The following is a 20,605-nucleotide window of genomic DNA, read 5'->3' on the forward strand; positions in this document are numbered from 1 at the left end:
ATGTATATTTATATATGCTTAACTCTTTCTAATACGCAAAAAAACAAAAATGGTAACAACAACAATACCTAATAATGTCAATCGACCCCACATATCAGGAAAACAACCGGCGGCCATAGCCGACCAAGCTATAATCACTATAAAAGGGATTGTGTTCCATAAAAGATCTTTAATCCATATAAAAAAAAGATCCTTGAACCATGCCTTACTAAAAATCTTTCTTTTTTCATTCATATTAATATCCTAATTCATCATTTCAACAAATACAGAAATTATATCATCTTTTCCGATTTATAGCCCTTTTTGCTCTACACCCCATAAAATGCATTCACAAGGCTATCACTTTTATCGAAACATTGACCAAATTTGCTCTTTATGACAAAGAAGAGTAAATAACTATTTATCACTTCAAGAATATTCCATCAGGAAAACAATATGAAAATCAATCTCAACAGTATGGTCACTGAAAGCCGCAATCCCGCCAGTACCAATATTGATACTTTGCCGACCCTTGAAATGCTAAAACTGATTAACGATGAAGATAAAAAGGTCGCACTGGCTGTAGAGCAAACTTTGCCGAAAGTCGCTGAAACGGTAGACAAAATTGCCGAAGCATTTCGTCAGGGAGGTCGTTTAATTTATATCGGTGCCGGGACATCGGGCCGATTAGGGATTTTGGATGCCAGTGAGTGTCCGCCTACTTATGGCGCCAAACCGGAACAAGTGGTTGGATTAATTGCCGGCGGGCATCAGGCCATCCTAAGCGCCGTTGAAAATGCAGAAGATAACCAACAACTGGGCGTAAATGATCTTCAAGCGCTAAACTTTAATGCAAAAGATGTATTGGTTGGTATTGCCGCCAGCGGCCGTACACCTTATGTCTTGGGTGCGATGGCGTATGCGAAATCCGTTGGCGCCACCGTTGCCTGCATTAGCTGTAACCCGGAAAGCCCGATGACACAAGCAGCCGATATCGCCATTACACCGATAGTGGGGCCGGAAATTGTCACAGGTTCATCACGTATGAAAGCCGGTACCGCGCAAAAGTTAATTCTGAATATGTTGACCACCGGCGCCATGATTCGTATAGGCAAAGTTTATAGCAACCTGATGGTGGACGTAGAAGCGACGAATGCCAAGCTGGTTGAAAGGCAGAAAAATATCGTTATGGCCGCCACAGAATGCAATCGTGAACAAGCGGAGCAGGCATTAACTGAATGTGATGGGCATTGTAAAACCGCCATTGTGATGATTCTGGCTGGCGTCAGCGCTCAACAAGCAAAGGCTTTACTGGAAAAACATCACGGTTTTATTCGACCAACGATCTCAGCCGTTCGGTAACGATTTCCTTGCTGAGAAGGAGTAATAAGATGGCTAAAATTAATCAGACAGTCATTGCTCAGATCCTTAAAGCTATCGGCAATGCAAATAATGTGGCGCAATGTGGTAACTGTATGACCCGTCTGCGATTGACATTGCATGATAATACTCTGGTGGATAAAACCGCGTTAAAACAGATCCCGAATGTGTTAGGTATTGTCGAAAGCGACAATCAGTTTCAGATTGTGCTTGGGCCGGGAAAAGCCCAAGCAGCGGCTGAAATAATGAATGAATTGCTAAATTTTTCTCCTCCTACAGAACAATCGAAACCGAGCGGCACTGATTTAACCAATATTGCTTCTGCGAATAAAAAGCAACTTAAAGAGAAACAGGTAAGCGCGGTACACAAATTCCTGACCAAGTTCGCTACCATTTTTACCCCATTGATCCCCGGTTTTATTGCCGTTGGCTTGCTTCTCGGCTTTGCCACTTTACTCGAACAGATAGCTATTCAAGGCGTTAAACACCCTAATACTGTTTTGGTTGAAATCATCGGCTATATGAAAGTTTTCAGTAAAGGCATGTTCAGCTTTCTGAGTATTCTGATCGGTTATAACGCGCAAAAAGCATTTGGCGGATCGGGAATAAATGGCGCCATCATCGCTTCGCTGTTTGTACTCAGCTATAACCCAGACGCCACCAGCGGTTTCTATTCCGGTATTTCCACTTTCTTTGGTTATGGCATCGATCCACGCGGCAATATTATCGGCGTTCTTATCGCCGCTATTCTGGGAGCATGGGTAGAACGGCAGGTTCGTAAGATTATTCCAGACAATCTGGATATGATCCTTACCTCGGCTATTACGCTGCTAATCATGGGAGTAATCACCTTTATTATTATCATGCCATTGGGGAGTTATCTGTTTAGCGGCATGTCATGGTTATTCCTTCACCTTGACGGTAATCCTTTTGGTACGGCGATATTGGCCGGGCTATTTTTACTCGCGGTTATGTTCGGTGTTCACCAAGGGTTTGTTCCGGTCTATTTCGCACTAATGGACGCACAAGGCTTTAATTCTCTGTTCCCAATCCTGGCAATGGCAGGCGGCGGACAGGTTGGTGCAGCATTGGCGCTGTACATCAAGGCGAAAAAAGACTCTCTGCTACGTACGCAGATAAAAGGCGCCATTATTCCAGGCTTTCTCGGCATCGGCGAACCCTTGATTTATGGCGTCACACTCCCACGGATTAAACCTTTTATCACCGCCTGTTTGGGCGGTGCCGCCGGTGGTTTCTTTATCGGTTTGGTAGCTTATTTAGGATTACCTGTCGGGCTGAATACGGTTTTTGGTCCATCGGGATTGGTTGCACTGCCGTTAATGACTTCCAATAGCGGTATTTTTGTCGGAATGGCCGTGTACGCCGCTGGACTAGCAGTTGCTTATATCAGCGGTTTTGTAATGACTCTGCTATTTGGCAGTAAAAATGTCGATTTAACCTGATGATAGTGAATGACTCCCTTCATTCGCTATCAACTCACTTTTTCATTGGTTCTATAATAATAACGCGGTTTGTCACCCAGAATCGTTGCTCGGTGCATAATCCTGCGCTGAGGCAGATAATCCGCGTTGGCGTAATGTTGAGTCACCCGGTTATCCCAGATAGCAATGTCATTCTCCTGCCAGCGCCAACGCACCTGAAATTCAGGTTTTGTGACATGGACAAATAGAAAGTTCAAAATCGCTTCACTCTCCTTATCACTGAGACCAACAATCCGGGTAGTGAAACCTTCATTAACAAACAGCGCTGAACGACCAGAAACGGGATGTGTTCTGACAACCGGATGTAGCAAAGGCGGGTTTTTCTCTTTACCCGTTAGCCAGCGCTGATGTTGCTCTTTAGAACCACGATGCCGATGTTCAGGAAAAGACTTAGTGAAATCATGTTCCGCCTCAAGCCCTATCAGCAATGTTTTGAAAGGCTCTGACAATGCTTCGAACGCCGCGATGCCGCTGCACCACAGGGTATCTCCACCAAACGGCGGAACTTTTTTAGCCGCCAGAATGGCCCCCATCGGCGGTGTTTCAATGAAAGTCACATCCGTATGCCAGTTATCATTATCCGGCGGATTGTTGTCATGAGTATCCAAAACAATAATCTCTTCACTTTCTGGCGTATGAGGATAGACCGGGTGAATATGTAAATCACCAAATTGGCCTGCTAAATCACGTTGCTGTATTGGCGTAATAGGTTGATTACGAAAGAATAATACCTGATGCTTTAACAGCGCGTGATACAGTTGTTCAAACTGAATATCCGTCATCGGCTTAGTGAGATTCGTCTGTTCCACCAGTGCGCCAATATAAGGTCCTAACGGGACGATTTTCAGACGTTCATTCATGACTGTTTACCCCATGCCACGGCATTAAGTGACGTTGAATAGCCCGCAATCCCAGCTCCAAGCCACATGCAATTAACGCAATGACAATGATTCCCGCCACCACCATGTCAGTTGCCAAAAACTCACCCGCCGATTGCACCATAAAGCCTAACCCTTGTGTGGCGGCAATCAGTTCCGCGGCCACTAAAGTCGACCAGCCAACACCAAGCCCGATACGCAGACCTGTCAATAGCTCCGGCAAAGCATTAGGAAGAATAACGTGTTTCAGCAATTGCCAGCGACTGGCGCCCAACGCCTGTGCTGCCCTTATTCGCACTTGCTCAACATTTTGTACCCCCATCACGGTAGATAACGTCACCGGCGCAAAAATCGCCAGCCAGATCAGTAAAACCTTTGAGGTTTCTCCGATCCCAAACCAGATGACAATCAAAGGTAAATAAGCTAACGGCGGGACAGGTCGGTACAGCTCAATCAAAGGATCTATCACTGCCCGGATTTTTTCATTCAGCCCCATTGCTATTCCTACCGGAATAGCAATAGCTACCGCGGCTAATAAAGCCAATAACATTCGGCTCAAACTGGCGGCTAAATGTTGCCACAACGTCGCTCCCATAAACCCTTGTTCACTCGCTGCGGTTATGAGTTGATGTACCACCTGACCCGGCGCCGGTAATAATACGGATTCAATCAAGCCGAATGTTGTCACCAACCACCAGATAAATAATAAAGTAACCACGGTAATTAATCGCCATAACACCCCGACAGGAATCGGTTTAAAACGTCTTTTACTATTTTTCAGCAATGCCACCACACCGGCTTCCTGTTCCTGATAAAGAGTCATACCAAAGCCCTCCGGTATCTGAACACACGTTCCAACACGTATTCACGGCAGATAATAAAATCGGGATCAGATTTAATGCTGCGGCTACATTCTCCATCTGCAAATCGTTGGCCAAAGTCGAGGGTAATCCGTTCAACAATTCTTCCCGGCGAAGATTCCATTAAATACAGCTCATTTGCCATAAATATGGCTTCTTCAATATCGTGAGTAATCAACAGGCACTGTTTTTTACTGTCACGCCAGATAGTCAGCAACAGTTCCTGCATCTGTTCTCTGGTATAAGCATCAAGCGCTGCAAACGGTTCATCTAACAGTAATAGTTGAGGTTCCACCGCCAATGCACGCGCAATACCCACCCGCTGTCGCTGGCCGCCAGACAGTTGCCAAATATATTTATCTTCGTAATCACTCAAACCAACTTGATGAATGATCTGCCGAGCGGTCTCCAATCTCTGTTTTTTAGGCACACCGGCAAATTTCAGCCCCAAAGCCACGTTATCCAGTACCTTCAGCCACGGCATCAATCCTTCATGTTGAAACACCACACCACGCTCTACACCGGGGCCAGTTACCGGTTTACCATTCAGCCAAATATCACCGGAGAAAGGGGTGAGAAAGCCCGCGATCAGATTCAACAAGGTTGTTTTGCCGCAACCGGATGGCCCTAGGATCACCACAAATTGCCCGGCGGTCATATCAAAACTGATATCACGAAGAACTTCTTGGTCCTGATATCTGGCGGTTAAACCACTAATTTGTAGCATCGTTCCCTCCAGCCATTTTCGATGGAATGATCGCCTTGATAAATTTATCCGTCACATAATCCTGATAATTATCAGCAACCTGTGAAACTTTACCCTGTTGTTGTAGAAATCTAGCCGTATCACGAATCACTTTCGCCATTTCTGACTTTAATAAACTCAACTGCTGATCAGCATTCAGATAACGATTGGTGAGTATCCATTGACTGATTTTGTCTTCCGACAAGCCACTCAATCTCGATACCGCAACAATATTCTTGTTATTTGCCAGCCATGTTTCAGGAGAAGTCAGATAGCGCTGATTTTCATCCAGTACACTTTTCACGAATATGGTGACCAATTCAGGATGTTGTTCCGCGAAATCATTACGGACAACCCATACGTCCAGCGTTGGCGCTCCCCATTGGGCAATTTGCGCTGCATCGGTCAGCACGCGGCCTGTTGCAGCTAATTCATTCACGGCCGGTAACCAGACAAAAGCGCCATCAATATCACCGCGCTTCCATGCAGCAACAATCGCCGGTGGTTGTAGGTTAATAATCTGGATCAGCTTTGGATCTATCTGCCAGTGATGCAATGCAGCCAACAGGCTGTAGTGGGCGGTGGAAATGAAAGGAACAGCAATTCGCTTGCCGATAAGCTGAGAAGGTTCGGTGATTTTTTGATTAACAATCAGTGCTTCCGATTGCCCCAACTGGGAAGCAATGAGAAAAATCTTCACCGGCAGTTTTTGGCTGGCAGCAACCGCTAACGGGCTGGAACCCATATTGCCTATCTGCACATCACCAGAAGCTAACGCTCGCAACACCGCGGAACCACTGTCAAATTTTCGCCATTGAACATCAGCACCCGATTGCCGGGCAAAATCGCCGTTATACTGAGCAACTTTTGCCGGCTCTGGTGAAGTTTGATAAGCAATCGTGACTTGCTGACTGTTCGCCTGAACAGCGGGAGCCAATAGTAAGAGCGCCAGAAAAAAAAGATAAACCACAAGAGCGGATCTACCCACTTAAACACCTCCAATGTCATAAAAAGACGAGGTACATCAGAATAAGTGTTGTAGATATTTGCCAAAGTAAAAAAGAATAAAATAATATTTTCTATAACTAAAAATGCAATTAACTGCCTGAATTACCCAATCCAGATTAATGGCACACAAGTTGCCGTTAATACGCCCATCATGATATTGAAAATAAACCAGGCATTGCGACTACGGAGTAACGTCCCTATCAACGAGCCAAAACCCGCCCACACCATGCCGCACAAGAAATTAATAAACATCACCGCGATACTGATCACGATGATGGAATAGAGGTAGTGATCACCGGCAATACTGTAGCTGCCAACAGCTCCCAACCCCATCAGCCAGGCTTTCGGATTTAAAAACTGCAACAACCAACCTTGATACCACCTAACCGGCTTGATAACAGCGCTGTCTTTGGTATCCAGACGCCGGTAACTGGCCGTTGCTGTTTTCCATGCTAACCATAGCAAATAGAGGCTACCTGCTATTTTCATCACCGTGTGAATAGCAGGATAGACCAACAACAATGCCGCTATTCCGAAAGCAGCCAGATATAAAATCGTCTGCATGCCCAGAACAACGCCAAAGAGCAACCCCAAAGAGCGGGTAAAACCGAAGTTAGCGCCTGATGAAGTCAGCAACATGTTGTTTGGACCCGGGGTAATGGCAGAAATGAACAAGAAAGTCGTTAATGAAAAAATCAGGCTTGCTGTCATGAAGAGTTACCTTTCATCCTGAATATTGGCGTTTCCCTTTCATAGAAAATATCAGTATGTTATTCACCATACAAGATAACTAATCAATTTAACTCGAAACCATTATGACTGATATCTTTCGTCCTTTAACCGGAGCCAGTAATCCGCATGTGCAGACACTACTCCCGCGTCTGGTGCGGCGGTATCCTGAACTGCAACCATATTGGCAACGACTTAATTTACCGGATAACGATTTTGTTGATCTGGCGTGGAGTGAAGATCCCTCCACCGCAGCACATAAGCCGCGACTGATCCTGTTTCATGGTCTGGAAGGCAGTTTCCACAGCCCCTATGCCCACGGTTTGCTTCATATCTGCCAAGAAAAAGGCTGGCTTGGCGTTGTCATGCATTTCCGCGGATGCAGTGGTGAACCGAACCGCCAAAAGCGTCTCTATCATTCCGGCGAAACAAGCGATGCCCGTTATTTTCTGAACTGGTTAAAACAGACTTACGGTGATGCACCCACCTCAGCCGTAGGTTATTCAGTCGGCGGTAATATGTTGGCTTGCTATCTGGCAGAAGAAAAAACAAACGCCCAGATCAGTGCTGCCGTCATTGTTTCCGCCCCTTTAATGCTGGCAGCCTGTTCCCTTCGGATAGAAAAAGGATTTTCTCAGGTTTATGAACGCTATTTACTTAATAGTCTGAAACGTAATGCCACCCGTAAATTATTACGCTACCCCGGTTCCCTCCCCATCAATCTGTCTCAGGTAAAAAGATTGAAACATATTCGAGAATTTGATGAAATTGTAACCGCAAGAATCCACGGCTTTAAAAATGCAGCGGACTACTACCGCCAGTGTAGCGCTCTGCCGCGTCTGCCTGATATTACTGTGCCACTGCTGATTATTCATGCTAAAGACGATCCCTTTATGACACCGGAAGTTGTTCCTGATCTCAAAATGTTACCCAAGAATATTGAATACCAAATGACAGAATATGGTGGACATGTGGGCTTTGTCAGTGGTTCGTTGAAGAAACCACAAATGTGGCTGGAACAACGCATTCCAAATTGGCTGTCATCTTATCTGGAGCAACCACAATGATTATTCCGTGGCAACAACTGGAGCCAGAAACTCTGTTAAATTTGATAGAGAGTTTTATCCTGCGGGAAGGCACTGACTATGGCGAAGATGAAAAATCGCTGGAACAGAAAGTCACTGACATACGCCGTCAGTTGGAACAGGGAGATGTTATGCTGGTGTGGTCTGAACTGCATGAGAGCATCAATATTGTGCCAAAAGAAATGTTCCATTCTTAACATTATGGAGTTTACTGTATGTCTGCCAAACATCCGATTATTGCAATTACCGGCTCCAGTGGTGCCGGAACCACCACCACCAGTTTAGCGTTCCGTAAGATTTTCCAGCAACTTAACATCAGTGCGGCACAGATAGAGGGAGATAGTTTCCACCGCTACACCCGCCCTGAAATGGATGCCGCAATCCGTAAAGCCAAAGAGCAAGGCAGGCATATCAGTTATTTTGGGCCGGAAGCCAATGATTTTGGCATGCTGGAAAAAACCATGATTGACTACGGTGAAACCGGTGAAGGCCGCCGTCGGAAGTACCTTCATACCTATGACGATGCCGTCCCTTACAACCAGCTCCCCGGTACATTTACGCCGTGGGAATCTTTACCCAAGCAGACCGATGTGCTGTTTTATGAAGGCTTGCACGGTGGCGTTGTCACACCGCAACATAACGTTGCCAGTCATGTTGATCTGCTAGTGGGAGTCGTGCCGATTGTCAACCTTGAATGGATACAGAAACTGATCCGCGATACCGGAGAACGAGGGCACTCGCAGGAAGCTGTGATGGATTCCGTCGTGCGTTCTATGGATGATTATATCAACTACATTACGCCACAATTCTCGCGAACACATATCAACTTTCAACGTGTCCCCACCGTTGATACATCCAATCCATTTTCAGCTAAAGCCATTCCATCATTGGATGAAAGTTTTATCGTCATCCGCTTCCGTGATCTGACTCAAATTGATTTCCCATACTTGTTAGCCATGTTACAAGGCTCATTCGTTTCAAGCATTAATACCATCGTGGTTCCCGGCGGAAAAATGGGATTAGCAATGGAGCTAATTATGACGCCATTGGTACAGCGACTGCTGGAAGGGGGAAAAATTAGTTAATCAGCACCTGAGATAAATCGAGAAAATCCGGCAGTTAAAATTTACGTCTTATATTATTCAGTTAAAAAAACAGGTAACTGAGATATTAGTTACCTGTTGTTATTTTCCAACCAAGAAATAATTTTTCAATCTATATCTTTAATTTCAAAACTGTGAGTAATTTCAACTGATTTCCCCAACATCAATGAAACAGAGCAATATTTTTCCGCGGACAACATGACGGCGCGTTCCACCGCTTTATCTGCTAAATCCTTACCCGTAACAATAAAATGCAGATTAATATGAGTAAACAAGCGTGGCGCCTCTTCACGACGGCGGGAAGTTAATTTTACTTCACAATCTCTTATGTCGTACCTGCCTTTCTGCAAAATAGAAACTACATCAATCGTACTGCAACCACCGGCTGCCATTAATACCATTTCCATTGGGCTTGGCGCCTTATCGCCGGCATTACCATCCATCATGACCTGATGACCGGAAGATGACTCCCCCAAAAGAGACAATCCTTCAACCCATTTTACCCGCGCTTGCATAAATACCTCTTAAGTCGTTCTTTGCATCCAAGCCTACTCTTTCAGTATTAAACTGGCAATCTAATGAGCGGTTTATTATGCTGAAACAATACAAGACGAGACAGAAGCCTTTTCCTGTGTTAAAAACAGAAGCGGGCCAAGTATATAGGTTAAGATCAATACGTAAGGCTCAAATTTCAGATAACCTATATAAAACCCTTATCTGTCGGTTTTTCAACAAACTAATATGTTAAGCTAGTGTCTTTATAAGCCAGCCTGACGAGAAACTTTTAGATTCTCGTGTTATTTAGGCAGCGATAACAACAGAGGATGAAACGAATGGTTCTCGGCAAGCCACAAACAGACCCGACTCTTGAATGGTTTTTGTCACACTGCCATATTCATAAATATCCATCTAAAAGTACGCTTATTCATCAAGGCGAAAAAGCAGAGACGCTTTACTACATCGTAAAAGGCTCTGTTGCGGTTTTGATTAAAGATGAAGAAGGCAAAGAGATGATCCTCTCCTATTTAAATCAGGGAGATTTCATTGGTGAACTTGGATTATTTGAAGAGGGGCAAGAGCGTACAGCCTGGGTACGGGCCAAAAGCGCCTGTGAAGTGGCTGAAATCTCCTACAAAAAATTCCGTCAACTGATTCAGGTAAACCCGGATATTTTGATGCGTTTATCTGCCCAAATGGCAAACCGTTTGCAAACAACTTCTGAGAAAGTCGGTAATTTGGCTTTCCTGGATGTTACCGGCCGGATTGCCCAAACTTTATTGAATCTGGCGAAACAACCAGATGCAATGACCCACCCGGACGGAATGCAAATCAAAATCACGCGTCAGGAAATTGGTCAGATTGTTGGCTGTTCCCGTGAAACGGTTGGTCGTATTCTGAAAATGCTAGAAGATCAAAACTTGATCTCCGCACACGGTAAAACTATTGTCGTCTACGGTACACGTTAACACTTGATTAATCAGCGCATAATCCTGCGCTGATTTTTCTTGTACTTAATTACACCAACTGATTAATTGCCTGTTCCAGCCGTTCCATGCCCTGAGCAATCTCTTCTTCACTGATAATCAACGAAGGCGTGAAACGTAATACATCACCACCCGCACTCAACAACATCAAGCCATTTTCAGCCGCCAGTTGCAGAATATCTTTTGCTTTTCCCTGATACGGCGCTTTGAGTTCCGCACCAATCAGCAGGCCCTTTCCTCGGATTTCACCAAATATCGAATATTTCTGATTAATATCATTCAGAAAATTCACTATCAAATTATGGCGTTTTTCAACTCCCTCCAGAACCGCTGGTGTATTGATAATATCAAAAGCAACATTTGCAACTGCACAAGCCAACGGATTACCGCCATAAGTTGTACCGTGAGTTCCCGGCGTCATCGCCGAAGCAATATTCTCTGTCGTCAGCATAGCGCTGATAGGAAAGCCATTTCCCAATGCTTTTGCTGTGGTAATGATGTCCGGCGCAACATCATAATGCATATAAGAAAATAGTTTACCGGTACGCCCCATCCCACTTTGTACTTCATCAAACACCAACAATACCTGATGCTTATCGCAAAGCTCACGCAACCCACGAATAAATGCCGGTGCTGCCGACGTAACTCCCCCTTCTCCCTGAACAGGCTCCAATACAACAGCACAAGTATGGTCATCTATGACGGCCTTCACTGCGTCTAAATCATTAAAAGGCACATGAATAATATCCGCGGGTTTTGGCCCAAAACCATCAGCATATTTTGGCTGACCACCCACAGAGACGGTAAATAAGGTGCGACCATGAAAACCCTGATGAAATGCGATAATTTTGGTTTTATAGGGGCTGTGACGAGTAATTGCATAGTGGCGAGCCAGTTTAAATGCCGCTTCATTCGCTTCCGCTCCTGAATTGGCAAAAAATACCCGCTCAGCAAAAGTCGCATCAATCAGTTTCCGCGCCAGAATCAAAGCCGGTTCATTGGTGAAAATATTACTGATATGCCAAAGTTTCTCCCCTTGCTGCTTCAAAACATCCACTAACGCAGGATGACAATGGCCCAAAGCCACAACAGCAATCCCCCCCGCAAAATCAATATACTCTTTCCCTTGTTGATCCCATACACGACTACCTTGCCCTCTCACCGGAATAAACTGCGCCGGTGAATAAATTGGCAACATAACTTGATCGTATGTGTTTCTATTTACTGCGGCATGCCCCTTCATTTTCCCACCCGTTTTTTATATATACACCATTCAGAAGTGAAATTATAATCACTGAATATGCATAAAAAATCAAAGATGGGCAAATGAAAAAGGTGGATAAATGAAGAAATTATCGATATCTGGTTAATATCTCAGAAAGTTGCTCAGTAACTGGTGACCTTGTTCACTGAGAATACTTTCAGGATGGAACTGTACCCCTTCCAACGGTAGAGTGCGATGACGAATGCCCATAATTTCATCGACATTGCCATTATGCTGGCTCCATGCGGTGACTTCAAATGAGGCCGGTAATGTCTCTGCGGCAATCACCAATGAATGGTAACGCGTCGCGGTTAATGGCCGGTTAAGACCTTTGAACACACCTTGCTGATTATGGTGAATAGCAGAAGTTTTTCCATGCATCACTTCCCTGGCTTTTACCACGCTGGCGCCAAACGCCTGCCCAATTGCCTGATGCCCAAGGCAAACACCAAGAATCGGCAATTTATCCGAAAAATGAGAAATCGCCGCCAGAGAAATTCCGGCTTCATTTGGAGTACAAGGACCTGGGGAAATCACCAAATGAGTAGGCATCAATCTCTCAATATCTTCAAGTTGCAATTCATCATTGCGCTTAACTAAAACATCTGTACCCAATTCACAAAAATATTGATATAAGTTATACGTAAAAGAATCATAGTTATCTATTATTAGTAACATAGGAGTCTATCCTACTCATTTTTATCGCTGTATTTGTTGCCCTGCCACTCCTGCAATTTGTTTATCCTGCACAACATGGCTCCAGGTAAAACGGCCTCGCGACAACGGGGCGGCTATCATAGCACATCAATATTTGTAGCATAGTATAACAAAATCGATGGCTATTTTTTCCTCAACCAACTTACTCTCATACCCTACAAAACATAGGCTCTATTTTGATATTCAATAAGTAAAGGTAATTGTTATGAAGACAAAACTGATTATAGCATCTCTTTTTTTGCTGTCCTTCTCCACGCTAGCTGTTACCAAAACTGCTAACATTTTCTTCCCGGAAAAAGGGGTGGTTTGTGATAAAAAAGGAAAATATTGCTCTGATCAACAAGGGATATCGATAAAATTAACCGAAAGGTATTTAGGGAAAAAAGCCGCAGGACGCCTGAAAAAAGAGTTTGGTGATGGGCAATATATTGACTTTTCATCTTACACTTTAAGTAATGGGGTACATTGTGAGAGTAAAGAGAAAAAATGTTACAAAGACAGATATTATCCACAAACCGAAGTAAATAAAGAATTTACCCAAAAGATGTATGAATAACGGCGAAACTGGCCTTCATTTAATGCAGGCCAGTTTTTCAATCTGATGAGAGTTAACTAGAAACTACCACAATCAAGATAATAAAATTAAGGAATAATCTCCGCAGATAGAATAACGACAGGCTTAACCGGCACATTCTGATATGGACCAACGTTTCCCGTTTTGACTTGAGAGATTTTATCCACAACATCCATGCCTTTTACGACCTTACCAAATACTGCATAACCAAAGTCACGCTGACCGTGATCAAGGAAAGCATTATCCGCTACATTAATAAAGAATTGGCTGGTAGCACTATCTTTATCGGCGGTACGTGCCATAGAGATAGTTCCGCGTAAATTACGCAGTCCATTATCTGCCTCATTTTTAATAGCGGCTTTAGTCGCTTTTTGCTGTAAATCTTTGGTAAAACCGCCACCCTGCACCATAAATCCAGGGATTACCCGATGGAAGATTGTATTGTTGTAATAACCCTCATTGACGTATTCAATAAAGTTTTTCGTTGTAATTGGTGCTTTCTGGTCATTTAATTCCAGTTCAATATTACCCTCCGTTGTGGTCAGCTTCACATGGGTTTCTCCCACAGCCAAAGCCAGAGGCGCCATTGCGCTCAGAGAACATGCAGTTACAAGTGCTACTAAAATACGTTTAAACATTCTGGGTTCCTATATTATTAAGGTCAACAACACAAATTAAATCAATTCTAATAATCTCTTCAACATCGTGCTCAATATTTACCTACATTTACGCTATCAATCGACGGGGGCTTTAAAGAAAAATTTATCCTTTCAATAATAGGTTAGATTTTATTTCACAAACCGGATCACCATCGGTAACAAAATAGCAAGCTTGGTTCAACCCATCAGAAATATGTCATTATTTTTAATCCTGTCAACCAACAGTGGCTATCGGTATAATCTCCTTTGCCATATATTCAGTGCATTTCTCAGGGAGATAATCATTTTGACCATCAAAAACCACAACTATCATATGACCCGTTTCATCACGAGTGCACCTGATATTCGCCATCTGCCTCAAGATATGGGCATTGAAGTCGCGTTTGCCGGTCGCTCAAATGCAGGTAAATCTAGCGCTCTGAATGCTCTGACAAAACAGAAAAGCCTCGCCCGTACCAGTAAAACCCCTGGCCGAACTCAACTCATCAATCTATTCGAAGTAGAAGAAGGTATTCGCTTGGTTGACTTACCGGGTTATGGCTATGCCGAAGTGCCGGAAGAGATGAAACGCAAATGGCAAAAAGCATTGGGTGAATATCTGCAAAAACGCGAATGCCTGATCGGACTGGTCGTACTAATGGATATCCGTCACCCATTGAAAGATCTTGATCAGCAGATGATCCAATGGGCAGTTGCAATGCAGGTACCGGTTATGGTGTTGTTGACTAAAGCCGACAAATTGGCGTCTGGCGCCCGCAAAAGTCAACTAAATAAAGTTCGTGACGCCCTACTGGCGCTTAATGGGGATATTCAAGTGGAATATTTCTCGACCCCGAAAAAAATCGGTATCGATAAACTACAACAAAAACTGGATATATGGTTCAGCCAGAAAGCCGCTCAAGTTGAAAACCATAGTTAATCCATCCTTTCTTTATACACTTACGTGTTAAATTCAGTTGAAAAAAATGCCCCAGTCAAAATTGACTGGGGCAGCTAATATTCAGCTAAATCCGATTACGTGAAGTAAAAGGTCTGAAAGATAGAACATCTTACCTCTGTACCCTACGCCAATAACTCTACCCTATTTTATTTCTTAGAAAAAGCCTTTTTGTAATTTATTTTCAGAAATTACCTCGATTCAGCCGGTAATTTTGTTCATTTTGACGCCATTAAATGTAGTTTAATTACATATTTATGCGATCTGGATCTAATATGCATTACATGGACAACAAATCAGTACTAATGAGTACAAAAAATATTACATTAGTTATGTTGACTTTACAGCAATACATGAACTTAAAACCGCCAAGTAACCTTTTCACATTACACTTATCTACCTCTAGGTCAGTAATATTGCTAAATGGAAAAACAAAAATTGCTCTGTTTTACTCACAACTGAAGCCATGTTTTAACTCCGCTAATGAAACAATGAAAATGTAAAAAACATTACAAAAATGTAATATTAAGGTTACAAGAACACATCTTTAAACAACCTTCCAATTTCTTCACTTTTTAAATCTATCTACTAATATTAATTAGGAAAAATATAGAATCTATATAAATACCATAAAGCAGTTATTTTTGGTGAATAATTCCCATGAAAAAGCGTAAACCCCTGTGGGAAAAATAAATCCGATACAACCTTAACCAGGAGAATAATATGAATCAACATAACGATTCCTCAATGGACACGGATGTCGGGAACCACCTCAAAGAAAGGGATGATAAATACAACGTCTATGGCAATAATAATCAAGATAACACCGTCGTCGCTAATGAAGCTGCCGCCGCCATGTTGCTGCAAAATCGCAATGTAATTGCCTGGGGGTTGCCAAACTTTGGCGGTCAGGTTCCTCCTGCAATTTCCCAGCTACAGGATATCGTCAGCCTGCGTACAACGGGAAGCGCATTCGCCGCCTTACGTCTGGATGGCAGTGTGGTCGCTTGGGGGAATCAAAGCGTTGGTGGCTACGTTCCACCCAATATTGCCGAATTACGGGATATCGTCAGCCTAAGTTCAACAGCTTACGCATTCGCTGCCCTACGGGCAGACCGCAGTGTAGTCGTCTGGGGAGATCTACGTTACGGAGGGCAACTCCCGCCAGAAATTGTTGGAGCGCAGGATATCGTTAGTCTAACGCCAATATCTAATGCTTTTATGGCCCTACGTGCAGATCGCAGCGTCGTCACTTGGGGAAAATTTTGGGAAACACCACTTCCTCCCCGAATTGCACAACTACAGGATATCGTCGACCTGGCTGTTACAGACGGGCCATTCTCATCCTTAGCTGTCTTGCGAGCAAATCGCAGCGTGCTCGCCTGTGGGTACAATCTTAGTGGTGGTCAACTTCCTCCTGAAATTGCTCAATTACAAGACATCGTTAGCTTGAACTCAACAGGGTTTTCATTTGCAGCCCTACGTGCTAACCGCAGTGTAGTTGCTTGGGGGAGTGGAGCCGTTAGCGGTACAGTTCCGCCAGAAATCGCCAAACTACAGGATATTGTTAGCATAAGTGCAACAGGAGATACTTATGCAGCCTTGAGATCAGATCGCAGCGTCGTCGCCTGGGGTTCCCTTAATAGCGGCGGCCAAGTTCCGTCAGAAATTGCCAAATTAAAAGATATCGTCAGCCTATATCCAACGGCAAGCGCGTTCGCAGCTTTAAGAACAAACCGCAGCGTCGTCGCTTGGGGCAATGCATATAGCGCTGGCCAAGTTCCTCCCGAAATTGCCCAATTACAGGATATTGTTAGCATAAGTGCAACAAGCGGTTCATATGCAGCCCTGCGTACTAATCACAGTGTCGTTGCCTGGGGTTGGAAGGAAGGTTATACAGGCAGCCCAGTCCCACCCGAAATTGCCCAATTACGGGATATTGTCAGCGTGACAGGGACCGGAAATACATTCGCCGCCTGGCGGGCAGATGGCCGAAGAGTAGCTTGGGGAGGCTGGGAGAATAAACCACGAGGTGAATACAATTAGCTTAACCATGAACATGACTCATAACCACTTAGCATGTTAGGTCGTCAAAGAGAGGAAAGGCTTAACATACTGCGTTGGCATCAGGAAGAACCAATGTCCCAACGCAGTTGCTGATGTTTTTAACGTATTAGCTTAACCTATCACTTATCAAACTGGCATATCAATGCGCTTGATCCCAATTGTCACCGATACCTACATCTACTTTCAACGGAACATCAAGCACCATACTCTTCTCCATCAATTCACGAATTTTCTGTTCTGCATTTTCAAGTTCTGATTCATGAACCTCAAATACCAGCTCATCGTGAACCTGCATAATCATACGAACTTTCGGCGCTTCACTGACAATCCAGTCATCCACCGCAATCATCGCTTTTTTGATGATATCCGCCGCAGTTCCCTGCATCGGCGCGTTAATAGCTTCACGTTCTGCTGCCTTACGACGCATGGCATTGCGAGATTTGATATCTGGCAGATAAAGACGACGGCCATCCAGCGTTTCAACGTAACCCTGCTCTTCCGCTTGTTTACGAGTACGCTCCATATACGCCAATACCCCCGGATAGCGCTCAAAATAGAGATCCATATAGCGTTGAGCTTCGCCGCGAGGAATACCCAACTGACGGGAAAGGCCAAATGCACTCATTCCATAGATCAAACCAAAGTTAATCGCTTTGGCACTACGGCGCTGCTCACTGGTTACTTGTTCCAGTGGCAAACCAAAGACTTCCGCCGCCGTTGCCCGGTGAATATCTTGCCCCTCAGCAAAAGCCTTCAACAACCCTTGATCCTGAGATAAATGGGCCATTATCCGCAACTCAATCTGAGAATAGTCAGCGGCCATAATCCGGTAACTTTCAGGTGCCACAAATGCCTGACGAATGCGGCGGCCCTCTTCATTACGGACAGGAATATTTTGCAAATTAGGATCACGTGAAGAGAGACGCCCGGTTGCCGTTACCGCTTGGTGATAGGAAGTATGCACCCGTTTGGTCAGCGGATGGACCATCTGTGGTAATTTATCGGTGTAAGTGGATTTCAATTTTGCCAACCCACGATGCTCCAAAATCACTTTCGGCAACACATGATTATCCACTAACTCTTCCAGCACTTCTTCATTCGTAGATGGAGCACCGCCCGGCGTTTTCTTTACCACCGGTAATTGCAGTTTTTCAAACAATATCGTCTGTAATTGTTTTGGCGAAGCCAGATTGAAAACCTCACCTGCCAATTCATGTGCTTCTTTTTCCAACTCATCCAAACGGGCTGTGATCTCTTTTGAATGTTCAGCCAAAATATTCGCATCAATTAGCACACCTGTACGTTCCATACGGGAAAGCACCATGACCAGTGGCATTTCTGTTTTCAGAAATACCTTTTCTAGCGTCGGCGCTTTCTCCAATTGCGGCCACATAGCCTGATGCAGCAATAAAGTAACATCTGCATCTTCTGCGGCGTACATTGCGGCCTGTTCCACCGGGACCTGATTAAAAGTAAGCTGATTTTTACCTTTACCGGCAATCTCTTCAAAAGTCGTGGTCTTATGATTCAAATGACGTTCAGCCAAGCTATCCATATCATGCCGACCCATGCCTGCAACGCTATTCAGTACGTAAGATTCCAGCATGGTATCGTAAGCAATGCCTTGCAGTTCAATGCCGTAACGCGCCAACACACCACGATCAAACTTAATATTCTGCCCAATTTTCAGTAGGTTACTATCTTCAAGCAGCGGTTTTAATGCAGCCAACACAACTTCTCTGTCAAGTTGTTCAGGCGCGCCCAGATAGTCATGGCCTAGAGGTAGATAAGCCGCATTGCCGGCAGAAATTGCGAATGACACCCCCACCAGATTAGCAGTCAAAGTATCAAGGCTGTCAGTTTCAGTATCAAAAGCAAAAACAGACGCTTTTTTCAGTTTCTCAATCCACTCATCAAAGCTTTGCTGATCAAGAATAGTCTGATAATTATCAGAAGAGAGTGTGGCCGCCGCAGATTTATCCTCCGTCGGAGATGATTCATCATTGCCAGTGGATACTGGTTTTTTGCCTTTCTCTGCCAACCAATCACCGTTTGCCACATCACTTAACCAACGTTTGAACTCATAACGAGAAAACAACTGGTGCAGTTTCTCCGTATCAGGCTCTTTAACTGACAAAGCAACGCAGGTTTTATCCAACTCAACATCGGTTTTGATAGTTGCCAATTTATAGGAGAGATAAGCGACATCTTTATGCTGCTCCATCTTATCCGCCAGCGTTTTCGCCCCACGGAAACTGAGCCCGGCAATTTTATCCAGATTGGCAAAGATATCATCCATGCCACCAATCCCTTGCAGTAACCCCAGTGCGGTTTTTTCTCCCACCCCAGGTACGCCAGGAATGTTGTCAGAAGAGTCTCCCATTAATGCCAGAAAATCGATAATCAAATCTGGCGGCACACCATACTTTTCAACGACTTCTTCCGGCCCCAAAATGGTGTTATTCATGGTATTGATAAGCGTGATATTTGGCGTTACCAGTTGCGCCATATCTTTATCGCCAGTGCTGATAAGTACCGCACGTCCCTCTTTTTCTGCCTGTAACGCCAAAGTCCCGATAACATCATCAGCTTCTACTCCTGGCACCACCAGCAATGGTAATCCCATAGCTTCGACCATCTGATGTAGCGGTTCTATCTGAGTACGCAGATCATCCGGCATAGGAGGACGATGAGACTTATACTCAGCGAACAATTCATCACGAAAAGTTTTGCCTTTAGCATCAAATACCACCGCTACATGGCTTGGTTTATACTGCATTATCAAGCTGCGTAGCATATTCAATACACCATACATGGCTCCGGTCGGCTCCCCTGCGCTATTCGTCAGCGGAGGGAAAGCATGATAAGCACGATAAAGGTATGAGGAGCCATCAACCAAAATCAGGGGATTGTCTGCTATCTGAGCCATAAATCTTCTTCATTATCTGTATTTATTACGGGTGTGATAAGGAACTAGGATGCCACAGCAAGAAGTAGGAAACGAATTTTATGTGAATTTTCTTTGCTGAAACCCGATTCAGATATTCACACTCTACTATAAATTCTGTGGATAACTTTGTGTATAGATATTACAAGTTTTATTTAGGTAGTGATCGTTGATAAAAAAAACTTATCAACCTCTGGTAAAAAATCAATGACTTATAATCTTAGTCATCAAACTGTCATATTGCCTTATAGATCACGGAGTTGTGGATATAACCAGAGTTTGTTTTACATAAAATCTTTTTAGCATGCATTGTGCCAAAGATTCTCAAGTTGGTGGGTAGGCCGTTTGTGATGTAACTTACTTTTGCCTTACCAGAAGTTGTTCGATTTCAATGTCAATTCTTGCTTTTTTATATCCTTTATATAAGCACGTGAGTAGTGTTAAATATGAGTGAAAACGAGATTTACAGACGCATAAAGCTTGCTTTTGACAAAGCGCCAAGAAACCAGTTTACGGTTGAGTTACATTTGCAAATGCTCAAACATGCCGACGAATTAAAACACATTATAGCGAGGGAGTTTTGTGAAGGTGTAAGTCTTCACCCGAGCTTCGGCACGGAGTTTAGTAAAATACGTAATTTGACCCCTCATCTTAAAGCTGCTGGTCTTGACACGAATCTTCTTTAAC

At 44.0% G+C, this 20,605-nt stretch carries 22 protein-coding genes; 10 read left to right on the forward strand and 12 right to left on the reverse strand.

The genetic code is table 11. From position 1 onward, the window contains the following. Positions 1–18: 18 nt before the first annotated feature. A complete protein-coding gene (locus tag EAE93_RS14385) occupies positions 19–234 on the reverse strand; it encodes a hypothetical protein (RefSeq protein WP_214039946.1) in 216 nt (71 codons plus the stop codon). Between the two features lie 201 nt (positions 235–435). On the opposite strand from EAE93_RS14385, the gene murQ reads away from it, so the two are divergent. Next, positions 436–1,341 carry an N-acetylmuramic acid 6-phosphate etherase gene (murQ, locus tag EAE93_RS14390; RefSeq protein ID WP_214039947.1) on the forward strand — a complete coding sequence of 302 codons (906 nt, stop codon included), beginning with the start codon at positions 436–438 and terminating at the stop codon, positions 1,339–1,341. Positions 1,342–1,370: 29 nt separating this feature from the next. Further along, complete coding sequence (gene murP / locus EAE93_RS14395) at positions 1,371–2,822, forward strand: PTS N-acetylmuramic acid transporter subunit IIBC (protein ID WP_214039948.1); 1,452 nt, start codon at positions 1,371–1,373, stop codon at positions 2,820–2,822. 29 nt (positions 2,823–2,851) lie between these two features. Here the strand turns inward: murP and tauD are convergent, their stop codons facing one another. The 5 genes from tauD to EAE93_RS14420 all read right to left on the reverse strand — a co-directional run bounded on the left by tauD (position 2,852) and on the right by EAE93_RS14420 (position 7,063). Continuing rightward, positions 2,852–3,721, reverse strand: coding sequence for a taurine dioxygenase (gene tauD / locus EAE93_RS14400; protein WP_040149015.1), 870 nt, complete (start codon positions 3,719–3,721; stop codon positions 2,852–2,854). Next, a complete protein-coding gene (gene tauC / locus EAE93_RS14405; protein ID WP_214039949.1) occupies positions 3,714–4,562 on the reverse strand; it encodes a taurine ABC transporter permease TauC in 849 nt (282 codons plus the stop codon). The genes tauD and tauC overlap by 8 nt, the downstream gene beginning before the upstream one ends. Continuing rightward, positions 4,559–5,326 (reverse strand): taurine ABC transporter ATP-binding subunit, encoded by a 768-nt coding sequence (tauB, locus tag EAE93_RS14410; RefSeq protein WP_214039950.1) that lies wholly within the window; start codon positions 5,324–5,326, stop codon positions 4,559–4,561. Before tauB ends, tauC begins: the two co-directional genes overlap by 4 nt. Further along, positions 5,313–6,332 carry a taurine ABC transporter substrate-binding protein gene (gene tauA / locus EAE93_RS14415; protein ID WP_415186293.1) on the reverse strand — a complete coding sequence of 340 codons (1,020 nt, stop codon included), beginning with the start codon at positions 6,330–6,332 and terminating at the stop codon, positions 5,313–5,315. Before tauA ends, tauB begins: the two co-directional genes overlap by 14 nt. Positions 6,333–6,454: 122 nt before the next feature. Further along, on the reverse strand, positions 6,455–7,063 hold the full coding sequence (locus tag EAE93_RS14420; protein ID WP_036780252.1) for a LysE family translocator: 609 nt from the start codon (positions 7,061–7,063) through the stop codon (positions 6,455–6,457). 104 nt (positions 7,064–7,167) lie between these two features. Here EAE93_RS14420 and EAE93_RS14425 point away from each other — a divergent pair, with 104 nt between their 5' ends. The 3 genes from EAE93_RS14425 to EAE93_RS14435 are packed head-to-tail and all read left to right on the forward strand — an operon-like array spanning position 7,168 to position 9,251. Then, positions 7,168–8,148, forward strand: a complete 981-nt coding sequence (locus EAE93_RS14425) for a hydrolase (RefSeq protein WP_214039951.1) — start codon at positions 7,168–7,170, stop codon at positions 8,146–8,148. Beyond that, positions 8,145–8,363 carry a YheU family protein gene (locus EAE93_RS14430; RefSeq protein ID WP_036813476.1) on the forward strand — a complete coding sequence of 73 codons (219 nt, stop codon included), beginning with the start codon at positions 8,145–8,147 and terminating at the stop codon, positions 8,361–8,363. Before EAE93_RS14425 ends, EAE93_RS14430 begins: the two co-directional genes overlap by 4 nt. A gap of 18 nt (positions 8,364–8,381) precedes the next feature. Further along, entirely contained in the window at positions 8,382–9,251 is an 870-nt protein-coding gene (locus EAE93_RS14435) for a phosphoribulokinase (RefSeq protein ID WP_036813473.1), read from the forward strand. Between the two features lie 125 nt (positions 9,252–9,376). Here EAE93_RS14435 and EAE93_RS14440 read toward each other — a convergent pair whose 3' ends face one another. Further along, the gene (locus tag EAE93_RS14440; RefSeq protein WP_036813470.1) at positions 9,377–9,784 is read right to left on the reverse strand and encodes an OsmC family protein; all 408 of its coding nucleotides are present in this window, start codon (positions 9,782–9,784) and stop codon (positions 9,377–9,379) included. Positions 9,785–10,102: 318 nt separating this feature from the next. On the opposite strand from EAE93_RS14440, the gene crp reads away from it, so the two are divergent. Then, entirely contained in the window at positions 10,103–10,735 is a 633-nt protein-coding gene (gene crp, locus EAE93_RS14445; RefSeq protein ID WP_010848517.1) for a cAMP-activated global transcriptional regulator CRP, read from the forward strand. Between the two features lie 49 nt (positions 10,736–10,784). Here crp and argD read toward each other — a convergent pair whose 3' ends face one another. Together argD and EAE93_RS14455 are read right to left on the reverse strand one after the other, a co-directional pair. Beyond that, a complete protein-coding gene (gene argD, locus EAE93_RS14450) occupies positions 10,785–11,996 on the reverse strand; it encodes a bifunctional acetylornithine/succinyldiaminopimelate transaminase (protein ID WP_214039952.1) in 1,212 nt (403 codons plus the stop codon). Positions 11,997–12,119: 123 nt separating this feature from the next. After that, positions 12,120–12,695 (reverse strand): aminodeoxychorismate synthase component II, encoded by a 576-nt coding sequence (locus EAE93_RS14455; protein WP_040149023.1) that lies wholly within the window; start codon positions 12,693–12,695, stop codon positions 12,120–12,122. A 244-nt stretch (positions 12,696–12,939) separates the two neighbouring features. Between EAE93_RS14455 and EAE93_RS14460 the strand changes: the two genes are divergently transcribed. After that, positions 12,940–13,290, forward strand: a complete 351-nt coding sequence (locus tag EAE93_RS14460) for a YcgJ family protein (RefSeq protein WP_214039953.1) — start codon at positions 12,940–12,942, stop codon at positions 13,288–13,290. An 86-nt stretch (positions 13,291–13,376) separates the two neighbouring features. Here the strand turns inward: EAE93_RS14460 and ppiA are convergent, their stop codons facing one another. Further along, positions 13,377–13,946, reverse strand: coding sequence for a peptidylprolyl isomerase A (gene ppiA, locus EAE93_RS14465; RefSeq protein WP_036780232.1), 570 nt, complete (start codon positions 13,944–13,946; stop codon positions 13,377–13,379). Positions 13,947–14,253: 307 nt separating this feature from the next. On the opposite strand from ppiA, the gene yihA reads away from it, so the two are divergent. After that, positions 14,254–14,886 (forward strand): ribosome biogenesis GTP-binding protein YihA/YsxC, encoded by a 633-nt coding sequence (yihA, locus tag EAE93_RS14470; protein WP_214039954.1) that lies wholly within the window; start codon positions 14,254–14,256, stop codon positions 14,884–14,886. Positions 14,887–14,967: 81 nt separating this feature from the next. Here the strand turns inward: yihA and spfP are convergent, their stop codons facing one another. After that, a complete protein-coding gene (gene spfP, locus EAE93_RS25740) occupies positions 14,968–15,015 on the reverse strand; it encodes a small protein SpfP (RefSeq protein WP_438361642.1) in 48 nt (15 codons plus the stop codon). 612 nt (positions 15,016–15,627) lie between these two features. Between spfP and EAE93_RS14475 the strand changes: the two genes are divergently transcribed. Beyond that, positions 15,628–16,950 (forward strand): RCC1 domain-containing protein, encoded by a 1,323-nt coding sequence (locus EAE93_RS14475; protein ID WP_036813458.1) that lies wholly within the window; start codon positions 15,628–15,630, stop codon positions 16,948–16,950. 160 nt (positions 16,951–17,110) lie between these two features. Here EAE93_RS14475 and polA read toward each other — a convergent pair whose 3' ends face one another. Further along, positions 17,111–19,900 (reverse strand): DNA polymerase I, encoded by a 2,790-nt coding sequence (gene polA, locus EAE93_RS14480; protein ID WP_214039955.1) that lies wholly within the window; start codon positions 19,898–19,900, stop codon positions 17,111–17,113. A 464-nt stretch (positions 19,901–20,364) separates the two neighbouring features. Here polA and EAE93_RS24620 point away from each other — a divergent pair, with 464 nt between their 5' ends. Beyond that, positions 20,365–20,604: an HTH-like domain-containing protein gene (locus EAE93_RS24620; protein WP_246550615.1), complete on the forward strand. Its 240-nt coding sequence runs from the start codon at positions 20,365–20,367 to the stop codon at positions 20,602–20,604. The last annotated feature ends 1 nt before the right edge of the window (position 20,605 follow it).

This window comes from Photorhabdus akhurstii (assembly GCF_018448925.1).
Classification (GTDB): domain Bacteria; phylum Pseudomonadota; class Gammaproteobacteria; order Enterobacterales; family Enterobacteriaceae; genus Photorhabdus; species Photorhabdus akhurstii.

Bases quoted from the DNA above. Each gene is read 5' to 3' on its own strand.
- argD (WP_214039952.1), bottom strand. From the start codon at position 11,996: ATGAAGGGGCATGCCGCAGTAAATAGAAACACATACGATCAAGTTATG.
- EAE93_RS24620 (WP_246550615.1), top strand. From the start codon at position 20,365: ATGAGTGAAAACGAGATTTACAGACGCATAAAGCTTGCTTTTGACAAA.
- EAE93_RS14460 (WP_214039953.1), top strand. From the start codon at position 12,940: ATGAAGACAAAACTGATTATAGCATCTCTTTTTTTGCTGTCCTTCTCC.
- tauB (WP_214039950.1), bottom strand. From the start codon at position 5,326: ATGCTACAAATTAGTGGTTTAACCGCCAGATATCAGGACCAAGAAGTT.
- EAE93_RS14420 (WP_036780252.1), bottom strand. From the start codon at position 7,063: ATGACAGCAAGCCTGATTTTTTCATTAACGACTTTCTTGTTCATTTCT.
- EAE93_RS14455 (WP_040149023.1), bottom strand. From the start codon at position 12,695: ATGTTACTAATAATAGATAACTATGATTCTTTTACGTATAACTTATAT.
- ppiA (WP_036780232.1), bottom strand. From the start codon at position 13,946: ATGTTTAAACGTATTTTAGTAGCACTTGTAACTGCATGTTCTCTGAGC.
- EAE93_RS14385 (WP_214039946.1), bottom strand. From the start codon at position 234: ATGAATGAAAAAAGAAAGATTTTTAGTAAGGCATGGTTCAAGGATCTT.
- EAE93_RS14440 (WP_036813470.1), bottom strand. From the start codon at position 9,784: ATGCAAGCGCGGGTAAAATGGGTTGAAGGATTGTCTCTTTTGGGGGAG.
- EAE93_RS14475 (WP_036813458.1), top strand. From the start codon at position 15,628: ATGAATCAACATAACGATTCCTCAATGGACACGGATGTCGGGAACCAC.
- polA (WP_214039955.1), bottom strand. From the start codon at position 19,900: ATGGCTCAGATAGCAGACAATCCCCTGATTTTGGTTGATGGCTCCTCA.
- murQ (WP_214039947.1), top strand. From the start codon at position 436: ATGAAAATCAATCTCAACAGTATGGTCACTGAAAGCCGCAATCCCGCC.
- murP (WP_214039948.1), top strand. From the start codon at position 1,371: ATGGCTAAAATTAATCAGACAGTCATTGCTCAGATCCTTAAAGCTATC.
- tauC (WP_214039949.1), bottom strand. From the start codon at position 4,562: ATGACTCTTTATCAGGAACAGGAAGCCGGTGTGGTGGCATTGCTGAAA.
- EAE93_RS14430 (WP_036813476.1), top strand. From the start codon at position 8,145: ATGATTATTCCGTGGCAACAACTGGAGCCAGAAACTCTGTTAAATTTG.
- EAE93_RS14435 (WP_036813473.1), top strand. From the start codon at position 8,382: ATGTCTGCCAAACATCCGATTATTGCAATTACCGGCTCCAGTGGTGCC.
- crp (WP_010848517.1), top strand. From the start codon at position 10,103: ATGGTTCTCGGCAAGCCACAAACAGACCCGACTCTTGAATGGTTTTTG.
- tauD (WP_040149015.1), bottom strand. From the start codon at position 3,721: ATGAATGAACGTCTGAAAATCGTCCCGTTAGGACCTTATATTGGCGCA.
- EAE93_RS14425 (WP_214039951.1), top strand. From the start codon at position 7,168: ATGACTGATATCTTTCGTCCTTTAACCGGAGCCAGTAATCCGCATGTG.